General features: G+C 35.7%; 26 protein-coding genes and 1 tRNA gene. 17 read left to right on the forward strand and 10 right to left on the reverse strand.

Annotation, left to right across the window (positions count from 1 at the left end):
• Positions 1-29: 29 nt before the first annotated feature.
• The 4 genes from M900_RS08250 to M900_RS08265 are packed head-to-tail and all read left to right on the forward strand — an operon-like array spanning position 30 to position 3,516.
• A complete protein-coding gene (locus M900_RS08250; RefSeq protein ID WP_021274320.1) occupies positions 30-893 on the forward strand; it encodes a pirin family protein in 864 nt (287 codons plus the stop codon).
• Positions 894-899: 6 nt separating this feature from the next.
• On the forward strand, positions 900-1,706 hold the full coding sequence (locus M900_RS08255; RefSeq protein ID WP_021274638.1) for an ion channel: 807 nt from the start codon (positions 900-902) through the stop codon (positions 1,704-1,706).
• Between the two features lie 14 nt (positions 1,707-1,720).
• Positions 1,721-2,422: a YoaK family protein gene (locus tag M900_RS08260; protein ID WP_021274346.1), complete on the forward strand. Its 702-nt coding sequence runs from the start codon at positions 1,721-1,723 to the stop codon at positions 2,420-2,422.
• Positions 2,423-2,451: 29 nt separating this feature from the next.
• On the forward strand, positions 2,452-3,516 hold the full coding sequence (locus M900_RS08265; RefSeq protein ID WP_021274443.1) for a PQQ-dependent sugar dehydrogenase: 1,065 nt from the start codon (positions 2,452-2,454) through the stop codon (positions 3,514-3,516).
• A gap of 84 nt (positions 3,517-3,600) precedes the next feature.
• On the opposite strand, the gene M900_RS08270 is transcribed toward M900_RS08265, so the two are convergent.
• A complete protein-coding gene (locus M900_RS08270) occupies positions 3,601-4,098 on the reverse strand; it encodes a hypothetical protein (RefSeq protein ID WP_021274613.1) in 498 nt (165 codons plus the stop codon).
• Between the two features lie 108 nt (positions 4,099-4,206).
• Between M900_RS08270 and M900_RS08275 the strand changes: the two genes are divergently transcribed.
• The 5 genes from M900_RS08275 to M900_RS08295 all read left to right on the forward strand — a co-directional run bounded on the left by M900_RS08275 (position 4,207) and on the right by M900_RS08295 (position 8,601).
• Positions 4,207-5,091, forward strand: a complete 885-nt coding sequence (locus M900_RS08275) for a sigma-70 family RNA polymerase sigma factor (RefSeq protein ID WP_157680590.1) — start codon at positions 4,207-4,209, stop codon at positions 5,089-5,091.
• 196 nt (positions 5,092-5,287) lie between these two features.
• Entirely contained in the window at positions 5,288-5,662 is a 375-nt protein-coding gene (locus M900_RS08280) for a hypothetical protein (RefSeq protein WP_021274388.1), read from the forward strand.
• Positions 5,655-6,428, forward strand: a complete 774-nt coding sequence (locus M900_RS08285; protein WP_021274313.1) for a nitroreductase family protein — start codon at positions 5,655-5,657, stop codon at positions 6,426-6,428. Before M900_RS08280 ends, M900_RS08285 begins: the two co-directional genes overlap by 8 nt.
• A gap of 409 nt (positions 6,429-6,837) precedes the next feature.
• A complete protein-coding gene (locus M900_RS08290; protein WP_021274535.1) occupies positions 6,838-8,055 on the forward strand; it encodes a GAF domain-containing sensor histidine kinase in 1,218 nt (405 codons plus the stop codon).
• A gap of 69 nt (positions 8,056-8,124) precedes the next feature.
• Entirely contained in the window at positions 8,125-8,601 is a 477-nt protein-coding gene (locus M900_RS08295; RefSeq protein WP_021274558.1) for a MepB family protein, read from the forward strand.
• Here the strand turns inward: M900_RS08295 and M900_RS08300 are convergent, their stop codons facing one another.
• Positions 8,602-9,042: a hypothetical protein gene (locus tag M900_RS08300; protein ID WP_021274599.1), complete on the reverse strand. Its 441-nt coding sequence runs from the start codon at positions 9,040-9,042 to the stop codon at positions 8,602-8,604.
• Between the two features lie 408 nt (positions 9,043-9,450).
• Positions 9,451-9,527: transfer RNA gene (locus M900_RS08305), tRNA-Asp, on the reverse strand.
• Between the two features lie 162 nt (positions 9,528-9,689).
• On the opposite strand from M900_RS08305, the gene M900_RS08310 reads away from it, so the two are divergent.
• The gene (locus M900_RS08310) at positions 9,690-10,778 is read left to right on the forward strand and encodes an SO_0444 family Cu/Zn efflux transporter (protein ID WP_021274676.1); all 1,089 of its coding nucleotides are present in this window, start codon (positions 9,690-9,692) and stop codon (positions 10,776-10,778) included.
• A gap of 3 nt (positions 10,779-10,781) precedes the next feature.
• On the opposite strand, the gene M900_RS08315 is transcribed toward M900_RS08310, so the two are convergent.
• A complete protein-coding gene (locus M900_RS08315) occupies positions 10,782-11,675 on the reverse strand; it encodes a LysR family transcriptional regulator (protein WP_021274360.1) in 894 nt (297 codons plus the stop codon).
• A gap of 97 nt (positions 11,676-11,772) precedes the next feature.
• Here M900_RS08315 and M900_RS08320 point away from each other — a divergent pair, with 97 nt between their 5' ends.
• Positions 11,773-12,894, forward strand: a complete 1,122-nt coding sequence (locus M900_RS08320) for an S-(hydroxymethyl)glutathione dehydrogenase/class III alcohol dehydrogenase (RefSeq protein ID WP_021274437.1) — start codon at positions 11,773-11,775, stop codon at positions 12,892-12,894.
• Positions 12,894-13,718, forward strand: a complete 825-nt coding sequence (gene fghA / locus M900_RS08325; protein ID WP_021274647.1) for an S-formylglutathione hydrolase — start codon at positions 12,894-12,896, stop codon at positions 13,716-13,718. The genes M900_RS08320 and fghA overlap by 1 nt, the downstream gene beginning before the upstream one ends.
• Before the next feature lie 40 nt (positions 13,719-13,758).
• Here the strand turns inward: fghA and M900_RS08330 are convergent, their stop codons facing one another.
• Entirely contained in the window at positions 13,759-15,897 is a 2,139-nt protein-coding gene (locus tag M900_RS08330; protein WP_021274701.1) for a phosphatidylserine/phosphatidylglycerophosphate/cardiolipin synthase family protein, read from the reverse strand.
• 13 nt (positions 15,898-15,910) lie between these two features.
• A complete protein-coding gene (locus M900_RS08335) occupies positions 15,911-17,191 on the reverse strand; it encodes a hypothetical protein (protein ID WP_021274308.1) in 1,281 nt (426 codons plus the stop codon).
• Positions 17,192-17,300: 109 nt separating this feature from the next.
• Between M900_RS08335 and M900_RS08340 the strand changes: the two genes are divergently transcribed.
• The gene (locus tag M900_RS08340; protein WP_021274510.1) at positions 17,301-18,200 is read left to right on the forward strand and encodes a DMT family transporter; all 900 of its coding nucleotides are present in this window, start codon (positions 17,301-17,303) and stop codon (positions 18,198-18,200) included.
• Here M900_RS08340 and def read toward each other — a convergent pair.
• Positions 18,193-18,726, reverse strand: a complete 534-nt coding sequence (def, locus tag M900_RS08345) for a peptide deformylase (RefSeq protein WP_021274424.1) — start codon at positions 18,724-18,726, stop codon at positions 18,193-18,195. The genes M900_RS08340 and def overlap by 8 nt on opposite strands.
• A gap of 59 nt (positions 18,727-18,785) precedes the next feature.
• Between def and M900_RS08350 the strand changes: the two genes are divergently transcribed.
• From M900_RS08350 to M900_RS08365, 4 genes are read left to right on the forward strand one after another with little or no spacing between them, the layout of a single operon-like run.
• Entirely contained in the window at positions 18,786-19,259 is a 474-nt protein-coding gene (locus tag M900_RS08350) for a low molecular weight protein-tyrosine-phosphatase (protein WP_021274707.1), read from the forward strand.
• The gene (gene greB, locus M900_RS08355) at positions 19,240-19,728 is read left to right on the forward strand and encodes a transcription elongation factor GreB (RefSeq protein WP_021274389.1); all 489 of its coding nucleotides are present in this window, start codon (positions 19,240-19,242) and stop codon (positions 19,726-19,728) included. Before M900_RS08350 ends, greB begins: the two co-directional genes overlap by 20 nt.
• Positions 19,725-20,105: a DUF6165 family protein gene (locus M900_RS08360; RefSeq protein WP_021274721.1), complete on the forward strand. Its 381-nt coding sequence runs from the start codon at positions 19,725-19,727 to the stop codon at positions 20,103-20,105. The genes greB and M900_RS08360 overlap by 4 nt, the downstream gene beginning before the upstream one ends.
• Positions 20,106-20,107: 2 nt before the next feature.
• Positions 20,108-20,902: a hypothetical protein gene (locus M900_RS08365; RefSeq protein ID WP_021274464.1), complete on the forward strand. Its 795-nt coding sequence runs from the start codon at positions 20,108-20,110 to the stop codon at positions 20,900-20,902.
• Here the strand turns inward: M900_RS08365 and M900_RS08370 are convergent.
• From M900_RS08370 to nrdR, 3 genes are read right to left on the reverse strand one after another with little or no spacing between them, the layout of a single operon-like run.
• Positions 20,899-21,309: a hypothetical protein gene (locus M900_RS08370; protein WP_034732095.1), complete on the reverse strand. Its 411-nt coding sequence runs from the start codon at positions 21,307-21,309 to the stop codon at positions 20,899-20,901. The genes M900_RS08365 and M900_RS08370 overlap by 4 nt on opposite strands.
• Entirely contained in the window at positions 21,309-21,782 is a 474-nt protein-coding gene (nusB, locus tag M900_RS17150) for a transcription antitermination factor NusB (protein ID WP_021274552.1), read from the reverse strand. Before nusB ends, M900_RS08370 begins: the two co-directional genes overlap by 1 nt.
• Positions 21,757-22,257, reverse strand: coding sequence for a transcriptional regulator NrdR (nrdR, locus tag M900_RS08380; protein WP_021274709.1), 501 nt, complete (start codon positions 22,255-22,257; stop codon positions 21,757-21,759). The genes nusB and nrdR overlap by 26 nt, the downstream gene beginning before the upstream one ends.
• Positions 22,258-22,283 lie beyond the last annotated feature (26 nt).

The following is a 22,283-nucleotide window of genomic DNA, read 5'->3' on the forward strand; positions in this document are numbered from 1 at the left end:
TATATTACTAAATTTCATTTGGAGCTCTAATGAATGGATTGATTAAGAAAATAATATCTCCTCGCGCTAAAGATCTTGGTGGCTTTGAGGTAAAAAGAATTCTTCCGATTGTTGGCCAGAGGATGGTTGGCCCCTGGATATTTTTTGATCATATGGGACCTGCAACATTTAAAAAAGGCGAAGGTGTTAATGTCAGACCTCATCCTCATATTAACCTTGCAACAGTCACATATACATTTGATGGCGAGATTTGGCACCGTGACTCTCTTGGAAATAGCGAACCGATTAGACCTGGAGAATTGAATCTGATGGTGGCGGGAAAAGGAATTGTGCACTCTGAACGCACAAGAGAAGAGTTGCGTGTTTCTGGTCAAAAGCTTGATGGTTTACAACTTTGGATGGCCTTGCCAGAAGATTTAGAAGAGATTGACCCTGACTTCCTTCATTATGGTGCTGATGAGATTCCCTCTGTTGTTGAGAGTGAAGTTCCTGTCAGAGTGATGATTGGTGAGGCCTATAGAGTGAAATCTCCTGTAAAACAATTTGCATCAACTCTCTATCTTGAAGCTCGAATGAAAAAAGGACAAACATTAATTCTTCCTGACGCTCAAGAGAGAGGAGTATATATGGTCAAGGGGTCATTAAAAATTGATAACCAGGTCGTTGATCAATATCATATGGCAATATTAAGAGAAGGAGCAAAGGTTATGGTTGAAGCTGTTGAGGACACATTCTTAGCGGTGATTGGCGGTGAGAAATTAACTGAACGCTACATGGAATGGAATTTTGTTTCAAGTCGAAAAGAGCGAATTGAGCAAGCTAAAAAGCAATGGCAAGATGGAAAATTTCCAAAAGTAGTTGGAGATGAGGAAGAGTATATTCCATACCCGTAGGTTTAAATGAAAACTAATTTGAAAATTACTAATATAAGAAAAGATACCTATTATCATCTATTGAATATGAGTTGGATAAATCTTATCCTCTTTGTTTTTATTCTCTATGTTTTTAGCAACATTATTTTTGGTACTGTTTATACATTAATTCCAAAATCTATCGGAGGGAGAACTCCTGGATTTTTGGAAGCCTTCCATTTCAGTGTACAAACAATGTCGACAATTGGTTATGGTGCCCTAAGTCCGACAGGTATTATTGCTAATATTATTGTAATGTTTGAATCATTCTTTGGTCTTATTGGTGTTGCTGCAATGACTGGGATAATTTTTGCAAAAATTAGTCGTCCTAAGGCAAGAATACGATTCTCTAAAAATCTATTGATAACAGATCACGATGGTATAAAAGCCGCTTGTTTGAGAATTGGTAATACTCGAGGAAATGATATTGTTGAAGCCAAAGTTCATCTGTCAGCGCTTTTTAATGAGGTGACAAAAGAAGGTGAGAAAATGCGACGAATCTATAATTTGGATCTGAGACGCAACTATAGTCCTTTCTTTAAATTAAGTTGGTTAATTGTACATAATATTGATGAGAGTAGTCCTCTTTACAATTATGAGAATTCTACACGTAGCCTTGTTGGTCTTATGCTTACTGTAACTGGTCATGATGGAACTTATTCGACAACTGTTTATGATCAGCATATGTATGGAAATGATGATATCGTGAGAGATAAGTATTTTGCCGATATTATGAGAGAGGTATCTCAAGGCTCTTTCGAAATTGATTATGATAAATTTGATGAGTTGAAGTAGCTTGGAGTTATGATTTGATTGATTATTTGATGATACCAAAGAATCGATTTATCTGGTTATTACTTGCCCTGCAGGGTGGTTTTATTAATATTGGTGGATTACTCACTGTTCATTTATTTGTTTCTCATGTCACCGGATTTGCTGCCCATTTCTCCGTTGCCTTATCTCTTGGACAAATGCTTAAATCTTTGTATTTTGTACTTGTTCCCATTTTCTTTTTATTAGGAGCTGTTTTTAGCTCTTTATTCACAGAGGTACAAAGAGAGAAGAATATAAGTCCGAAGTATTACGTGACAATGTTCGTGTTGTTTCTCATCTATATGACTGTATCCATTGGTGGTGAGTTTGGAGTTTTGGGAGTTTTTGGAGAACCATTTATAAATATCCGAGATTTTATATTACTGATTCTATTGTCATTTTCTTGTGGATGTCAAAACGCCTTGGTTACTCATTATTCTCGTTCGATAATAAGAACAACGCATCTGACAGGAATCACTACTGATTTAGGAATAGGTATCGCTAAGTTTTTTGTTTCTAGAAATAGTAACGAAGGAAAACTAAATAGAATAAGACTTGAAATAATTATTTCTTTTGTATTAGGAAGCTTACTCGGTAGCTTGATTTTTCCAAAATATAAATTTTTGTCTTTTTTATTTCCAGCTGTGATTAGTGGATTTATCGGAATTAAACTATATCTAAATTACGAAAAAGTATAATGCTTGGAGCAAGTTAATTTGAGGGTGAAATGAAAAAGAAATTAATAATAGTTTTAATGTTTATGAATTCAGCTGTCTTTGGGAGTGTTAAGCTTGAAGAAATCGCTAGTGGCCTAAGAGTAGTATGGGGAATGGACTTTATTGATAACGAGACGCTGATTTTTACTGAAAAATTGGGGAAATTAAAAATCTTAAATTTGAAAACAAAAGAGATTAAAGAGATCTCAGGCGCGCCTGAAGTTTATAAGCGTGGACAAGCAGGTCTTTTAGATATAAAGCTTCATCCTAAATTTGCATCAAATAGAAGAGTCTATATTACGTATTCTAAATCGATCAGTGAAGATAATATTACCACTGCGATTGGTTACGGAATACTTGAGGGGCTTCAACTGAAAGATTTTAAAGATATCTTCGTTGGGAAAGGAAATTCTAGTACAGGTTATCATTTCGGATCTCGTATGTCCTTCTCAGGGGATAATACGATTTACTTCACAATCGGAGACAGAGGACAGAGGGATAATGCACAGAATTTACAGAATCATTTTGGAAAAGTTTTACATATAAATGATGATGGAAGTATTCCGAAGAATAATCCCTTTATTGATCAAAAAAATGCGTTACCTGAAATATGGAGTTATGGACATAGAAATCCTCAAGGACTTGTCTATGATATGAATTCAAAAACTTTATATGAAATGGAGCATGGTCCTCGTGGAGGAGATGAAATAAATATTATTCAAAAAGGTAAGAACTACGGATGGCCTTTAGCCTCATATGGTAAAGAATATGCACTACCAGTTAGTGTGGGTGATAAAAAAGTTAAGGGAACTGAGCAGCCTTTAAAATTTTATGATCCTAGTATTGCACCTAGTGGGCTTATCTATTACCAAGGTAGTCGGTATAGCGAATTTAAAAACTCTTTAATCTCTGGAGCTTTAAAGCTAACTCATATGAATGTGTTTAATCTTGCTAACAAAAAAGAAACTCGATATTTTGAAGATAAGAAGCAGAGAATGAGATCAATTGCAATCTCCCCTGATGATTATATTTATATTTCAACAGATGGCGGAAAAATCTATAAAGTTGTTCAGTAAGTATAAAGATACAGGCTTGATAATATAAGAGGGAGACAAAGACCTCCCTTTTAGACTTAGCTCACAAGCAGATGACTATTTTATTCAGCTAAAGCTAAAATCAAATAACTGACAGCTTTTAAATTCTCCAAGTGCTCTTTTAATTGTGGGGTATATTCTTGTGGAAGAGATTGCAATAGATAACTCAGCAACTTGTTCAGCGGTATAATTTTTACTTATTTCTTTTTGTAATTCTAAGTGACCATCTTGATTTGCCGCTACAGCTTTCGCGAATTGATATATTTGTTTATATCTATCCTCTAAATTCTCTGGTGCCTTGATAATATTTTTTACAAGATTCTTATTGACTCCCGCTTCAAGTGCCATCGTAATATTTAGTTGTACACAAGCACCACAGTCTTCAGTTAACATTGCGGCTATTTTTGCTGTCCAAAGTATATCTGTCGGTAGCGACTTTCCAACTTGCCCCATTGGTAGAAAGTCTACAAATGCTTTAAAGGCTTCCGGCGCATCTTTTGCTAGTTTTCTCATATAGTTACAGTCGTAATTGTAATGAGACTCAAATTGATCAATAAATTCCATATTTCCTCCTTATTGTATCTTTAGACGATAGAGGTCTTTAATTTGTGACAAATAAAATTATATTATTTTTAATGTCACATTTTATCGCTATAATTCGTCTTAGTTATGATGGAAGAATTTAAAAAATACAGAGCTTTATTAATGGCCATTTCTTATCGAATGATGGGCACCTTTACGGAAGCAGAGGATATTGTCCAGGAAGTAAGTATTGAGTGGTTTAATACTAAAAGAGAGGAAATATTAAATCCGAAAAGTTGGCTTGTTCGAGTCACTACAAATAAGGCCATCGATGCACTTAAAAAAGCGTATCGAAAAAGAGAAATTTACACGGGAACGTGGTTGCCGGAAATTATGCCTGATTCACTGATTACTTGGGAAGACGATTTAGATATTAAGGAATCGTTAAATACATCGTTTCTGATTCTCTTAGAAAATCTTTCTCCAAAAGAAAGAGCCGTCTACTTATTAAGCGAAATTTTTGAGTATAACTCTCATGAAGTGAGTGAATTATTGAATTCCACTGAAAGTAATTGCCGAAAAATTAAACAAAGAGCAAAGGAAAAGATTAAAAATAGAAATCTTGCAAAAAGTGAAACAAGTGAAGAGTCCTTAAAGATTGTAAGAGAGTTATTCGATGCTCTACGATTAGGTCACAACGATATTGTTGAAAATCTACTTCTACCAGATTCTGAGTTTTGGTCTGATGGAGGCGGAAAGGTCTCTGCTGCACGAAACATTATAATAGATATAAATAAGATATCTCGTTTTCTCACAACTATTTTTAAAAATTTAGAAAATGATGAATTTACTTATAAATATGATTTTACAAATGTTAATGGTCTTCCTGGACTTGTGTTCTCAAAACAAAATAGCAAGAAACTTTGGAATCTCGAAACAGTCTTTTCATTCGAGATTGAATGTGGAAAAGTGTCTCGGATTTATGCTCAAAGAAATCCAGATAAAATTTCCTATGTTGAGAATATTTTTTTATAAATGACATTTCGTTGAGAGAGAGAATGTAAGTTTTATTAAGATGGACAATAAAAATTAAATATTATATTAATTTTAATATGTGTAGATTAGTTCGTTATTCCATTTCTATTTCAATTCTATGGTGGCCTAGCGCCTCTTAAATCTTTATTTATTCAAATTTTTAATTTTTATCATTCAAAAATCTATGGAGATAGATATGTTTAAATATATTATGGCGGCAATATTTGCGGCTTCGGCAGCCTATGGTAATTCAGCTCTTGTTGGAACTTATGATTTAAAAGTAAATATTAATAATAATTTCTTTGATGATATTTTTGAGGTCAAAGAAATTTTTCATGGGAAAATTTTGGGAACATTTGAGGTTCCAAATATCTTCAAATCTCGCTTTGATGGAAAAATCCTTGATGGAAAGATCGTAGGGAGTTTTACTGCAATAGAAAATGGAAGTGAATTTGAAGTTATTTTAAGGGCAGAGCCTGGTAAAGAGGCATGCGATTTAAGTGGAACTCTACAATCTGAAGACCAAGTCTTTGGTACTTTTATTGGAAAGAAGAGAGGTTGTGATGAATAGTGTTCTAGAACAAGTTTATGCCCATCGTTCAATTCGTAAATATCAAGATAGAGATATTGAGCAAGATGTTCTTGAGAAAATTCTTGAAGCTTCTACTTTTGCATCGACATCTGGAAATATGCAGGCCTATTCAATAATTGTCACAAGATCTAAGGAGCAGAAGAAAAAGATGTTGAAGGCGCATTTTAATCAGCCAATGCTGATGGATGCACCTGTATTTCTAACTTTTTGCGCAGATTTTAATCGTATGCGAAAATGGATTAAGCATAAAGAAGCTGCAAATAATTTTGATAATTTTATGAGTTTTATGATTGCGACAATTGATGCGACTTTAGCTAGTCAAAATGCAGCTTTGGCCGCTGAGAGTTTGGGGTTAGGGCTATGTTATATGGGGACAACGTTGGCGAGTGCAGATAAAATAGGTGAAGTGCTTAAGCTTCCAAAGAATGTTGTTCCTATTGTGGGGTTTTCTTTGGGTTATGCTGATGAACGTCCTGAGATGAGAAGTCGACTTCCTTTAAATTCGATTGTTCACTATGAGACTTATAGCAATTATACAGATAATGAATTAGACGAGATTTATTCAGATAAAGAGAGAGAAGGTCTTAAGCGTTACAGGTCTGATACCGAATTAAATAAGAAGCTTAATAAGCTTGGGATTGAAAATTTGGCTCAGATTTATACTCAATTAAAATATACAGAGGAGTCCCATATTAAGTATAGTGAAGATTTACTAAGTTATATAAAGGAGCAATGTTTTATTTGATCTATATCAGCGTAAGATAGATTAGAGTTAGATGTATTGAAGTAACCTGATAGAGGAGGTAATTAACCACTCCATCTTTTTCGAATTTATATAGTTTCTTGTTGGTGATTCGAGATGAGATTCATAATCATATGTGGATTTATCTCTAATTAAGTTAGAGTATTTGCAATCTTTCACGTTGAATATCTAGAGTTGGAGCGTTATTTTCTTTGGATATTTATTGTCTGGGGTCAGTATTTTTGATGTTGCTGTCCCCATTTTACTGAGTCGCGTTTATATGGATCTAAAGATGTAGTCATTTTTCATGTGCCTTAAGTAAAATAAATGATACTTGACTGAAAAGTTTTGTTTTGTTCCAAGTCTTAATTAAAATTAATTTTTGTACGATATGAATTGAAAGGACAGGTTCATGACATCGAATAAGTATGATAAAGATTTAGTAGAAGATCTGAAGTCTCTGCACCAGGTTCTCACGAAGAACTATCATTGCGAAGATGATTTATTTCAGGAGTACTTAGCAATTGGTAAAAAGTTATTTGCTCTTGAAACTGGGATAGTAAGTCGTATAGAGAATGAAGAATATAAAATTCTATCCTATTCTTCTCCTCTGGCAGGGTTAGAGAATAACCAGGTTTTTCCTCTACAGGATACTTATTGTCGAGAAGTCTTTGAGAAAATGGACACTGTCGCTTTTCCTCATGTCGGTTCAGTTCAGAGAATGTGTAACCATCCTGTTTACGTCAACATGAAGCTGGAGTCGTATATCAGTACACCAATATTTGTGAACGACGAAATTTTTGGAACAATAAACTTCACAGATCGAAGCATTCGTTTAGAGGGATTCACTTCCCATCAATTAGAGCTTATTGAAATAATGGCTAAAACAATAGGACGCTTTTTAGAAGCCAAAATTTACAAAGAAAAACTAAAAAGTGCAAATGAAACAATAAGTAGATTCGTCGGTGTAGTTGCGCACGATTTGAGAAACCCATTAGGGAGTATTTTGTCATTGTCTGAATTAGTTTTAGAAGAGACAAAAGAAAATATGACAAGAGAGTACATTACACTTGTTGAAGAAGCCGCAACTTATTCGATTGATATGGTTGATACCATACTAGGTCTGAGTGCAATAGAATCTGGGAAAATTCAAATTATTAAGACTGAAAATTCTGTGGATAGTTTAGTGAAGAATTCTTGGAAGACGGTTAATCATCTTGCATTAAAAAAATTAATTAAGCATCAAGTTATAGGAGAAGATATTACCTTTACATTTGATAAGGAAAGGATGAAGCAAGTATTTTGCAATCTTTATACTAATGCTATTAAGTTTTCCAATAATGAAAGTAAGATCACTACACGTTGGGAATGTAAAGGGGATATGATTGTCATTATTGTTGAGGATGAAGGAGTTGGGATGACACCGCAACAAATGAGTGAAATTTTTGATGTGAGTAAATCAACATCCACTGTCGGTACTAATGGTGAAACAGGAACAGGTTATGGGTTACTATTGGTGTCAAAAATTATATCATTACACAATGGTGAAATCGATGTGGAATCTACAGAAGGATCAGGGACTAAGTTTATAATTTCACTTCCAATATCCAATGATAAGTCTGAAGATTAAGTGTGAATTTTCACTCTTGTTAAATTTTGATGTCTAATAGGCATTGAGTTTTATATTGTGGCGGGAGTAATGATTAATTTAATAGAAGTGAATGAAGATATTGTAGATGCTTTTAATTTTAATGTTGAGGCAAGTGAATATTGGGGCTGTTCTTATTCTGTCAATAATAACAAAATCATTCAAAGACGTTCAAAGATCACTCCAACAAAAATTGGCCAGTTTGTTACTTTGTGGAAGAGAGACAAAAATGGGGAAACATGCCCTCTCGATCTCACTGATAACTTTGATTATGTAGTAATTCTATGTGAGTCCGAGAGTAATTCTGGTCATTTTCTTTTTCCTAAAGAAGTCTTGGCCGATAAGGGCTATATATGTTCTAAAAAGCATAAAGGGAAAAGAGGGTTTAGAGTTTATCCAAGTTGGGATAAGCCTACTGCCAGACAGGCAATCAAAACTCAAAATTGGCAGTTAGAATATTTTAAAGAAACTTCAATTTTGGATAGCACTGCTTTGATTCAGAAAGAAGTGTTAACCACATCGAATTAATTATTTGCAAGCTGAAAGGACCTTAAGGCCAGCTTTAATTATGCTCGGTCTCCACAATGAGCCTTTAATAGTTTTTATTACAAGTCTCTTATCTTTTTTTGAAAGAGAGCAATAGCCTGAACTAATATAACAAGGAACATGCTTTGAAACAGACTTTGTCTTGTACGCAGAACACGTAGCCGCCTCACTTATTAATTCCATCTCTTGGATAAGGCAGTGCTTAACGTTAGTGACCCAGTTCTGCCCAGAATGAGAAAACTTATTCAGGTTCTTTTCAAATTTATTACAATATTTCTTCCCAAAACCAACTGGATATCCAGTTTTTCCACAGCTCTTAATTGATTCGACACATGAATAATACTCACAATCATCAAGATAGATTTGGCACTCGCTATAAGCACTCACATAAAATGTGAGTAGTAGAATTAAAGTTGTTTTCATAGAGTTTTGAATAGCACAAACAGCACGTCATTACTTGATCGTGTAATTATTACGCAGCAATTTTCTTGTAGTGACTTCAAAAACTGGAATTTGCAAGTGGCGACATTTGGGATTTAGAGAAAAAAGACCGCATGTTGCGATCTTTATCCGAATTAAAAAGTGGCGTGGCAGACAAGCGCTTCTGCTCATGTCTCTATACTTGTCCATCCTGGGCATAAGCGAAGGGACACTTGTCCGAACTCATTATTTTCGAAGTAATTCTTTTTAAATTTTCATAAGAGAGTAAAAATGATCTTTTGAGATCATTTTTTCGGACAAGCCTCGGCCTTTAGGCCTCGTGTTCTCGTCAAAGTGGATTTTAGGCAAAAAAAAAGACCGCTTGTTGCGATCTGTATCTGCAGTAAAAAATGGCGGGAGCGAAGGGACTCGAACCCTCGGCCTTCTGCGTGACAGGCAGACGTTATAACCAACTTAACTACGCCCCCGCGATTACTGTAAGAAAGAATATAGGGGAGTTGAGTGATATCGTCAACACTATTTTGTAAAAAAAGTGAAAAAAATATGTATTTCGATGAAATTTAATTAGGCACCAAGCGTAATGAAAACATGAGCTTAACTTCCTATCAAATCGGGTTTATGATCTAGAAATGACGACAAATACTAGCTTTATAGCAATCCTTACAAATTATATTCTCATCATGTCCCCATATCTAATGCTTGGCCTATTGGTAGGTGGACTTATTCATGTCTTTATCTCAAGTGAGAAAATTAAAAAGTCTTTCGGTGCTAAAGGTCTCGCGGGAGTCTTTAAAGCTTCTCTTCTTGGAGTGCCACTTCCTCTTTGTAGCTGTGCCGTAATTCCAAGTGCTGTTACACTGAAAAAAAATGGTGCTACCAACGGGGCAACTTCAGCATTTCTGATTTCAACTCCAGAGTCTGGTGTAGATTCGGTCATGGTAACCTATGCAATGATGGATCTTCCGATGGCAATTATTAGACCTGTCACTGCATTTGCTTCGGCATTCATTGCAGGTATTCTACAATTATTTTTTAATGATAAAGAATATGGTGAAACGAATGAAGCCGCACCAACTTCATGTTGTGGGCCAAAGAAAACGTGTTCTTCAAAAACTGTGGAGAGAACTTCTCTTGCATCAAAGCTTGCGAAGACGATGAAATTTTCATTCATTGAACTTATTGATGATATGGCCGGTTGGTTATTTCTTGGTATCTTTGCTGGTGCCTGTATTGAGTATCTCTTACCTGCAAATATTTTTGAATCACTAAACCCAACAACAGGGAGACTTGTGATTCTTGCTATTGGAATACCTCTCTATATCTGTGCATCAGCAAGTACTCCGATCGCAGCCTCTCTTATTGCAAAAGGGATGAGCCCTGGTATGGCGCTTCTTTTCTTACTTGTAGGGCCTGCAACTAATATTTCTAATATCTTTGTTCTTAATAAGTATATTGGAAAGAAAGGTGTTGTAATTAATATTATCGCAATAGCGGTTGTTGCTCTTGCTGCCTCTTATATTACAGATATACTTTATGCGAAGATGAACTGGAGCTTTTCTTTTTCTGCAGACCATAATCATATCGAAACAGCATCGTGGCTTGATATCTCTCTAGCTGTTGCATTTTCTCTTTTACTTTTAAGATCACTTATTATGATTGAGATTCCAAAACTGTATAAAAAGTTTATGTCTAAACCAACTTCAGGATGTTGTGGCTAATTACTAGAAAGAGTAATTGGCCTCGAGGTTTTTAATAATCTCTTCAATAAAAACGCGAACATTAATCGACTGGTTTTTCTTTGATGGGTAGATTGCCCAGATTGGAACTTCTTCAAGCATATAATTATCAAGCACAGAAATAAGCTCACCATTTTTGAGATGATCGAGAACATAAACACTCGGTAGGCGCGCAAGTCCAGCACCGTGAAGAGCCCCTTTTAAAAGGGCCCTTCCATTATTACTCTTATAATTACCTTTTACTTTCACAGAGAATTGTTCTGACCTTTCTCTAAACATCCAAAGGTCATTATTTCCAATCACGCACTGATGGAGCTTTAGCTCTTTTGGATGCTTTGGTATTTCATGATTTTCAAAATATTCTTTCGAGCCACAGATATATTCTTTTCTTGAGGCAATTTTCCTCGCAATTAGCGTAGAGTCCTCAAGCTTCCCAAAGCGAATTCCCAGATCAAAATTTTCTTTCACAAGATTTACAAGTTTTTCGTTGAAAGATAATTCGATGGTGAGGTTTGGGTAGAGTTTAGCAAGCTTGGCCGCGACCGGGGCAATGTACTCTTCCGCAAAAACTCCGGCCATCGTCACTCGAAGAAGACCTTGAGGTGTGTCTGAAGTATTTAGGATATTTTCTTTTGCTAGGGCTACAGACTTCAAGGCCTCGTGGCATGTTTCGTAGAATTTTTCGCCTTCAGCAGTGAGCTTTACAATTCTTGTTGAACGCTGAAAGAGTTTTTGACCGAGCTCATTTTCTAGGGAGGCGACTGATTTACTTAAGTGGGATTTGGAAACACCCATCTCCTTTGCAGCGAGAGAAAAACTCTCGAAACGGGCTACATTAGTGAAGGCAACGATATTTCCAAGATTTTTAATTGTTTCCATATGGAAACACTATGTCGCCAATTTGACTCATTGTCAAGAATTCGGACTACTCATATAATATGGTGATTTTGATATTTTTTAACATAGGAGATTTGTCATGAAAGTTCGTGCAGCAGTCGCTTGGGGACCAAAACAACCACTGAAAATCGAAGAAGTTGATTTAGAAATGCCAAAGAAAGGTGAGGTACTTGTACGTATCGTTGCTACTGGTGTTTGTCACACAGATGCTTTCACTCTTTCAGGTGAAGATCCAGAAGGATTATTTCCTGTAATCTTAGGCCACGAGGGTGGTGGTATTGTTGAACAAGTTGGTGAAGGTGTGACTTCACTTCAAGTTGGCGATCATGTTATTCCTCTTTACACAGCTGAGTGCGGAGAGTGTAAATTTTGTAAGTCTGGAAAAACAAATTTATGTTCAAGTGTTAGAGAAACACAAGGTCGTGGTTTAATGCCTGATGGGACTTCAAGATTTTCAAAAGATGGAAAGCCAATCTATCACTATATGGGAACATCTACTTTTGCTGAGTACACAGTTCTTCCAGAAGTATCGCTTGCTAAAGTAAGTAAGGATGCTCCACTTGATAAAATTTGTCTTCTTGGTTGTGGTGTTACAACAGGTATTGGTGCAGTTTTAAATACAGCGAAGGTTGAAGAAGGCGCGACGATTGCTGTTTTTGGTCTTGGTGGTATCGGTCTATCAGTTATTCAAGGTGCGAAAATGGCAAAGGCCGGAAGAATTATCGCTGTTGATATTAATGAAGATAAATTTGAAATGGCGAAGAAGTTTGGGGCGACTGATTTCGTAAATCCAAAAAAATATGATCGTCCAATTCAAGAAGTTATTGTTGAATTGACTGATGGTGGAGTTGATTATTCATTTGAATGTGTGGGTAACGTCAATCTTATGAGAGCTGCTCTTGAGTGTTGTCACAAAGGTTGGGGAGAGTCGATTATTATTGGTGTTGCGGGAGCAGGCCAAGAAATTAGCACTCGTCCGTTCCAACTTGTAACTGGACGTGTATGGCGTGGTAGTGCATTTGGTGGCGTGAAGGGAAGAACAGAACTTCCTGGTTATGTTGATAGATATATGAGTGGTGAAATTAATCTTGATGATCTTGTTACTTTCAAGCTTCCACTTGAAAAAATTAATGAGGCATTTGATCTTATGCACGAAGGAAAGAGTATTAGAACAGTAATTGATTATACAATGGATAAGTAATGAATATAGTACTAAAAAAACAGAGCAAGACTTTTGGAGGTTACACTCGTTATTACGAGCATGATTCACTGTCGACGATGACAAAGATGAATTTCTCAACTTTTGAACCAAAGGAAAAAGGTGAGCTCGATCATTGTATTATCTGGCTTTCGGGTCTGACTTGTACTGAAGATAATTTTATCACAAAGGCCGGAGCACAAAAGTTTCTGGCCGGTACAAATAGTATGATTATCTGTCCAGATACTTCTCCTCGAGGCCTCAATAATCCGAATGAGCATGAAAGCTATGACTTTGGGTCAGGAGCTAGTTTCTACGTCAATGCCACAACTGAAGGTTATGAAAAAAACTATCAGATGTATGACTATATCGTAAAAGATCTTGTCGATTTAGTGAGAAGTAACTTTGGGATCAACTCATTTTCGATCATGGGACACTCGATGGGTGGTCATGGTGCGCTTGTTATCGGTTTAAGAGAGAGCCATATCTTTAAGAAGATTTCTGCATTTTCTCCAATTGTTAATCCGAGTAATTGCCCTTGGGGACAAAAAGCTCTTGAAGGATACTTGGGAGCAAATAAGGAAGAATGGAAGAAGTACGATGCGACAGAGTTGCTTTCTAGTGGAGTTATTCATAGTGAAAAAATTCTTATCGATCAGGGACTTGAAGATGAGTTTTTAGAAAAAGAATTACTTACAAATAACTTTGTAGAGGTAGCAAAAGCAAAGAGTAGACCAGTTGAAGTAAACTTCCGTGAAGGCTATGACCATAGCTATTTCTTTATTTCTTCTTTTATAGAAGACCATATTAAATTTCATTTACCATAAGCGATAAAGAAAAGGGCCAGATTTACTGGCCCTTCTTATTTTAAAATCGTTTTTCAAGTTCAGCCTTAGCCCTAAAGAACATGGCCGCTACTGAGTTAAGCAGTGCTGAAGTTCGCTTATCAAAGAGTTTGCCTAGAATATTTGCTTCAAAGTTTTCAATATCTAGTTTTTCCATCTTCTCTGCATCTTTCCAGTCTGCTAAGAATCTCTTATCAAATGATTTAACTTCTTTTATGTCGTAAACCTGTGCTCCAAACTCTCTGAAGCTTCCTTGAAGAGTATCTGGGTTGATATTTGAGGAGCCTCCAAGAACGATTCGACCATCGACAGAAGTTATTTTTCGATGGTTTTCCTGATGGTATTCTTTATGTGTCCCATCAGGAAATTCTGCTTTAATACCATAAGTTTTTCTCGCTCTGACATCAATACCTTGGTCAACAAGTTGCTTGATGAAGATGGTATTAGGTAAACCATTCATTCCAAAGTTACCATTGTGATCGATAACTATTTTCATATCAACTTCAGGATGCTGGGCCTTCTTTTTGATTAGCGCATCAATGATGTAAGGATCGTAAAGAAATAGTTGTTCCATGTAGATATTCTTCTTTGCATTTTGAATCATATCGACAAGCATATTTCTAACATTTTTAATTGTTCCATCGACATCGGCTTCTGCAATTCTAACCGTCGTAGGGTTTTCCAGCTTGTACTCTTTCTTAGTAATCCTAACACTGTCTAAGATTTCTTTAGCTCGTGGTAGATACTTTCTGTTATCAAGTTCTAGCTCTTTATAGTACATACGAGCTAACTCTTTTGGATCTGTTGTTAATGCTGCTTCGATATCGCGATAGTATGAAGCTTGAACAAGCGCTGCCGCAGGGCCTGTGACATAAATAGCGTCATCATAGTAGTAACCACCTGAGTGATCTGTCCAGTTCTTTGATCCAAAGTATGCCTCTGCATCATCATAATTTCCATCGACAACGATTACTTTTGAGTGATCAATTTTTGATTCATAGTAAGTATTACCAGTTTCAAAATACTTAAAAGTATTATCATCTTTTGGAATCAGCTCTGTGATACCAAGAGGGATTCCTGGAGGGTGTCTTTGAATATTTGCCTGTAGTAAGCTTACTGACTTATTAAGTTTTGGATCTTCCTTAATTCTTTTTTGAATATATTGGAAGATTGGAACCATCTCTTCAACCATGTTGTAGTTCGTCGCATAGTCGTGAAGAATAGTTACTTTAAAGTTTGGATCTTTCTTGAGCTTCTTTAGTGTTTCATCAAGAAGATACTCTGAAAGAGTTGCCCCAAGAGTCCCTCCGAATAGAAAAATATCAATAAACACCGAGTGCTCAGCTCTATCGATCATCTCTCTAATCTTCATATAAATTGGATCTTCTTTAAAGATAATATGTCCTTCAGGATCTTCTTTTGTTGGCATCTTTATATAAGGAGCATCAAAATCAAGCTTCCCGCCTGCAAACATAACTCTTTGGTTGAGCCAGTCAATTCTTTCAAGATCAATTTTGTTCTCAGAAACAATTTCTGTCTGATTACTTGGAAGAAATCCTAGCGCCGAAAGAGAGTATTCTGAAATCTCTGGAACTTGTTCCTTGAGATTTACTTTTACGATTGGATCATTAAGAAGCATTTTTACAAATTGGATATCATCGTCAACATTTGCCAATTGTTCGGCACTCTTTTTAAGGTCATCGAAGTGTTTTGAAATGCTATTTGTTGTAATATCATTATCACCGGTAAGTTCTTTTAAAAGACTAAGCGCTTCGACCTTTTTTTCGTCATCGATAACAGGATTATCTATGAAATCTCTGAGAATAAAGAGCTTGTATGCTTTCGTATAGTAGAGAACTGAGGCGAGGTTACTCTTATTCTCTTTTATTGACCTCCAGTATACAAGTGGCCTTAAAAGAGCATCTGGCACCGTTTTGTCTAATGCCTTAACGATTGCAGTGACCTTCTTTTTATCAGATCGCTTGAGATCTTTAACTAGCTCGAGAAATGAATTCCTGTGAGCAAAGTCACGCTTCCCAAATACCGAAGAGTAATTATCGAGGAGTACTTTTTGTGACTTTATTCTATCATCGATATTGAACGTGGCACTAAAGGCCTGTGTTGATAATATCATTGCTAAAATTGGTGCAGTTATTTTCATATGATACCCGTTGTTATTTAATTGAATTAAAAAGTTCTTCTAATTTAAATGACTCAATAATTTTGTCAGCAGGAGCTTCTAAAAATGCTCTCTTGATCTTGTTATTAATTTTGAAGTCACTTGACGAATTTGTTGATCTCGTCACAATTTTCGAATTACTTGTGAATTTCTTTTCTTTCATATCATAAACAAGTTTCTCAACTCGTGTCTTAAACTTTTCTGATGGCATATCGAAGTTTGACTCACCTGAGATATAAAGATCAGAAGTTCTGATGTCGTTGTCTTTTTTAAAGATTGAGAAAATTCTCTTTATTAAATTGTCATGACTCTTATCTAGTGAAACGATCTCTCCCACGTGAATAACCATTTTTTCTGGTTGTGGAATTAAGTCAGCAAGGTTGAAACTATAAATATTATCAACAGTGATGTATTGATGCTTATAATCGTCCTCGAGCTTAAAGTGCGTCATTGAGACGTTAATAGACTTGTTTTTAATTACTGAATTTAAATCAATTACTGAAGGATCATTTACACGATAGTATTTTCTAAGCCTTAAAAATCCTTTTACAGCATTTTTTGTAGGTTTTGGAATAGGTTGAGTTATTTTCCAGCTTGTATCAAGTAGCTCAGCCGAAACAGTGATTGCACCACCGACATACTGAAAAGCCTCGCCAGAAAAAGGAATATTTGTCCCTAAGACTGATTCTGGTAATGTTTTAGGATCGTTTGTGATGTCGTTTAAAAGTCTTCCTGTGGTATTAAAGTTTACAAGTTGGTTTGAATCTAATTCAGGAGAAAAGCTTGCTTCCGTATTTCTTGGTGTGAAAGTAAAATCCAACTCGAAGTTGGCATCAATGAGTTTTACAGCTTTAAAAGTATAAACGAACTGATTTAAAAATTGCTTAACCAACTGTCCTTTTGCTGATGCCGGTAGAGTTAACTCTTTATTTCCTTTAGCGAGTTCAGCGAAAGTTTTCTTTAAACCTTCTTCGATAGCTTCTTTTCCATTTTTCTTGAAATAATCAGCGCCCTTATCGCTCCAAAAGTGAACATCCATATCGTATGTGACATGCCCGCTATGAGTGTCGAATTGAAAGTAGTCTTCAAACTGGCTCGCTGCAGGTAAGGTAGAGAGATCGAGTGAGGCGGGAGCTCGATCAGAGACTGTCTGACTACTTTTTGAGCTCCAATGGCCTTGTATCTCTGGTCGAAAGAAATTATCGTAGGCCAAGTAGTTGGTGTAGGCTACTCCTAGGAATAGGATAAACCATTTAAATTGTGTTTTTGAATTCAAAATATCCTCCACTTCACATTTATCTTTACTCTCTTCGGATAAAAGCATTATATAATTGAGTATAAACCTAGGTTTCTCAATAGATTTAATTACTTATATTGGAAGATTAATGCTTAATTACTTGTACTTTGCCCTTCTTGCACTTTTTTGGGGAGGCTCATTTGTTGCTATAAAAAATCTTATCGGTGAGATTCCTTCTTTTACTTCTGCATTTTATCGCGTTCTTTTTTCCGTACTTTTTTTGAGTATCATTTATATAAAAAAATTAAATATCGATTTTAAAAACGATCTCGCAAAAAAAGAAATTCTTAATTCTGCTATCGCTGGTTTGTGTTCGATTGGTATACCATTCGCATTTCTTTTTTGGGGAGAACTCCATACTTCTCCAAGTCTTGCGGCTATTATCAATGGAACCGTTCCTCTCTGGACAATGATAATAGGGATTTTGTTTTTCAATGGAGCAAAAGAAGTTACTAGGCTAAAACTTGTTGGTCTCGTTCTTGGAATAACTGGAATTGTGATTATATTTTTTCCGAAGATTAAATTCTCTGGAAGTGACTTAGAAATTTATGGCCTTATTTCAATTATGTTTATGGCAATTTTCTATGCAATTGGAATTAATTTAAATAAAACCCTACTGAGCGGGCATAAATATATTCTTGGAAGTCGGAATACAATTATTCAGCAATTGTCTTCGCTTGTCCTATTGTTCGTTTTAACGCTCGCAATTGATGGAGTGCCAGAGGTTTCAAAGATCATGAATTTATCAGCATCGGGGAGTATTATCTATCTTTCTTTATTTTCTACGTGCTTTGCCTTTATCATATTCTACAAACTCATTGAACACTTTGGCGCAGTTAAGGCATCGACAGTTACATTCTTTGTTCCTGCCGTTGCACTTATTCTTGATGGGATCATTTATAATAGAAGTCTCGAACTATATGAGTCGACTGGTGCTGCAACAATTTTTCTAAGCATGTACTTTCTTAAGGATCGAAAAATTACTTAGACAGAACTTGGTTTAACTCATCATCGTAAGAGAGCAGAGTAATATCTTTAATTCTATCAACGTAGATTTTGCCAAAGAGGTGATCAAGCTCGTGCTGAAAAACAGTTGCCAAGAAATCTTCTGCAATAATACTTTGTGGTTCTGCGTTCTCGTCGAGATATGAGATTTCGACCTGACGTGGTCTCTCGACATAACCGCGAAGTCCTGGCACCGAAAGACAACCTTCCCAAAATCCCTGGAGTGTTTCATCGAGAATCTTAATCTTAGGATTAAATATTTTAAGGAGAGGGAACTCTGTTGCTTCACTGTAGCGCGATTGCCCAGATTCGATATTTATAAGGGCAACACTCTTGCTTATTCCAACTTGTGGAGCAGCGATACCAATTCCGCCTTCAGCTTTCATTGTGTCATAGAGATCTTGAAGTAGTTGATGCGTTTCCTCGGACAATATCTCACTAGGAGTAAGCTCTTTTGCATGCTCCCTCAGTATTGGATTTCCCATTTTTATCACGTTTAAAATGGCCATGACTTGTCTCCATATTTTCATTTTTAATGATACAAGTATATACTAATGGCGGAGAAATTATGAAAAAAATTCTATTTGTTTGTCTTGGAAATATTTGTCGCTCACCAGCTGCTCATGGGGTGATGGAAAACGAAGTTAAAAGACTTGGAAAGCAGGATGAATTCTTTATTGATTCAGCGGGAACATCAGGACAGCATTCTGGAGACCTTCCCGATGCTAGAATGAGACAATCGGCTACAAGCCGTGGATATACTCTTGATAGTCTTTCACGTAAATTTACTGTTGATGATTTTGAAGAATTTGATCTTATTCTTGCTATGGATAAATCAAACTTAAGTAATATTTTAAAATTAGATTCGAATGAAAAATATCGCGGAAAAGTTAGACTCTTTTGTGAATTTTGCACAAGAACGAGTTTAGAAGAAGTACCCGATCCTTACTGGAGCGGGCGAGATGGCTTTGAACAAGTTCTCGATATCGTGGAAGACGGGGTTCAAGGAATCCTAAAATGTTATGAATCAGAAAAAAAGTAATTATATTACTCATATTGGCTACAAAGTTTTAGTCGATGAACTAAATCTTCTCATCAAAGAAGAGAGGCCTAAGACGACTGAGATTGTAAAATGGGCAGCTTCGTTAGGTGATCGTTCTGAAAATGCTGATTATATATACGGAAAGAAAAAACTTCGTGAAATAGATCGTCGTATTCGATTTTTAAATTCAAGAATTGATGATGCTGTCGTTATTAATCCAACAGAAATCAAAAGTGAGAAAGTTCAATTTGGTGCGACTGTCTTAGTTTGTAACGAAGAGGGGGAAGAGAAAACTTTTTCTATTGTTGGAATTGATGAGAGCAAGCCTGCGGAAGGCAAAATTAGCTGGGTCTCGCCAATCGCGAAGAGTATGCTTGGCAAAACTGTTGGAGATGAGGTTCTTGTTCGCTCACCAAAAGGTGAAATGGAATATGAAATTTTAGAAATTAACTATAAGGAAATTTTATGATGATTGAATGTTCAGTATCTCTTGGTGAGTTAGTAGATAAAATTACAATACTAGAAATTAAACAAGAAAAAATTAAAGATGATGCTAAGCAACTACTAATTGCTGATGAATTAAGTGCTTTAAATACTAAGCTTCAAGCATTGAATCTGAATGATCTAAAAGACTTAAAAGATGAGCTACGTCACATAAATCATAAACTCTGGCTAATAGAAGATGATATTCGTGATAAGGAGTCAGCAAAGGAATTTGATCAAGATTTTATAGAATTAGCAAGATCTGTTTATATAACAAATGATTTGAGATTTAAGGTTAAAAATCTAATAAATATGCGTTACAATTCTACAATCAAAGAAGTTAAATCATACAAGGGATACTAAAAATGGCAAAAATTCCATTGGAATTAAAGTACGAACTCTATGAAGGAACAGTACAAAATCATGATGCTGATATCGATTTCATTAATAAAGAGTATAAGAAAACATATAAGAGATTACCTTTAACTTTAAGAGAAGATTTTGGTGGTACTGCTGCAATGACTTGCGACTGGGTTAAGCAGAGTAAGGATCATCTCGGTTGGGCCATTGATCTTGATCCTGAACCAATTACTTATGGTAAGAAAACTCACTATGCTAAATTAAATACAGATCAACAATCTCGCATGAAATATATCGAAGGAAATGTTCTCGCAAAGAGAGATTTTAAGGCTGAAGTTGTTGTTGCTTTTAATTTCTCATACTTCATTTTCAAAAATAGAAATACGCTTGTTGAGTATTTTAAAATGGTGAGAGAGGGTCTTGATAAGAATGGGATGTTCTTTCTTGATATTTTTGGTGGTACTGAAGCACGCCAAGAGCTTGTTGAGGAAACTGAACACGAGAACCACACTTACTTCTGGGATTGTGATAAGTACAACCCTCTCACTGAAGAAGTTATGTATTACATTCATTTTCAAACTCATGAAGATGGTGTGAAGTATGAAAAGGTTTTTAAGTATGACTGGAGACATTGGAGTATTGGAGAGATTCGCGATGCTTTATATGATGCTGGATTCAGTGATGTTATAACTTACTGGGAAGGAACAGACGAAGATGGTGAAGGTGATGGAGAATTCTATCGCGCTACTGTTGAAGAGAACTGTGAGTCTTGGGTTACTTATATTGGAGCTCTTCCTTAGTAAGAAAGAGACTCAATTTCAAATTTGCTCTTTGAAATGATATCTGGAATTTTGTATGACTCCGGATACACGACAAAGAGCTTTTTATTTTCTGCATTATCTAACTTTTCAAGAATCATTTTAAAATCTTCAAAGTCATTCTTTGAGAATGTATTCTTTGTGTTTGCATTGAAGATAATAAATGGCTTTTTGAAGTTTGATGTAATGAAGTAGTTATTAACATCAAGCTTGATTTCACTAACTTTCGAGTGCTCTAAAAAAATTGATATTCTTCCATCAACAAGGTAATTGAATGTCTGATGTACAGGAGTCACCGTTGTAATTGGCTCTTCTGTGAACCAAATTACTCCCAGGCAATTGTCATCAATAGATGAAAGAATTTTGTCTTCGAGTTCTCTAGATGTCATTATTTTTGAATCTTATCTAATACGCCGTTAACAAATGAAGAAGATTCCTTCGTACCAAACTTCTTAACAAGATTAATGTACTCATTAAGAACTACTTTTTTTGGAGTATCTTCAAAAAGAATTTCATAGGCACCAAGGCTTAAAACTGCTTTTTCAATTGTTCCAATTGAAGAAAGACCTCTTTTGTTCAGGCTCTTTTCAATCGTTCCAAGAATTGCTTTTTCTTCGTTTAAAAAGCCTTTTATAAGTTTTTGACCATGATTTTGAATTGAAGGATTAAGACCATTACCTATATGCTCTTCATCTTCTTTGATATAACTTTCTTCGAATTCAACGATGGCTTCAATATACTTTGCATCTTCTGCAATAATCGCATCTTTTTCTTCTGAAAAATCATCTAGGAATAGACGATAGATAAATTTAAATGCGTACTCTCTTGCTGCTGTTTTATTGCTGAAGTTGGCCGGGTTCACCATGTTTTCCTTTGCTAATACTTATTTTTTCAATACTTTTTTGTAAACTATCGACGAAACCATTAATGTCTTTAAAGCTCCAGTAAAATGAAGCAAAACGAACATAGGCTACAGGATCTAGTTGGTAAAGTTTCTGCATTGTAACTTCACCGACGATCTTTGCTGAAACTTCCCCTGGAAAATTCTCTGCAAGTGCCCTTTCGATTTCATCTATTAAACGGTTAAGATCTGAGGTTGTAACGGGACGTTTTTGCGACGCCTTGTAAATCCCCTTGCTGATCTTTTCACGATTATACGGTTCTCGTCTTTTATCATTCTTTACTATAACTGGCATCTGCAATTGTAATTTTTCATATGTGGTAAATCTCTTTCCACATTCAAGGCACTCACGTCTACGCCTAACAGCGAGGCCATCACTCAAGTGGCGAGAGTCGATAACTTTTGTTTCTTGTGCGTTGCAAGACGGGCAGTACATAAAATAATCCTTAACTCGTCTTTTTT

Source organism: Bacteriovorax sp. Seq25_V (assembly GCF_000447795.1).
Classification (GTDB): domain Bacteria; phylum Bdellovibrionota; class Bacteriovoracia; order Bacteriovoracales; family Bacteriovoracaceae; genus Halobacteriovorax_A.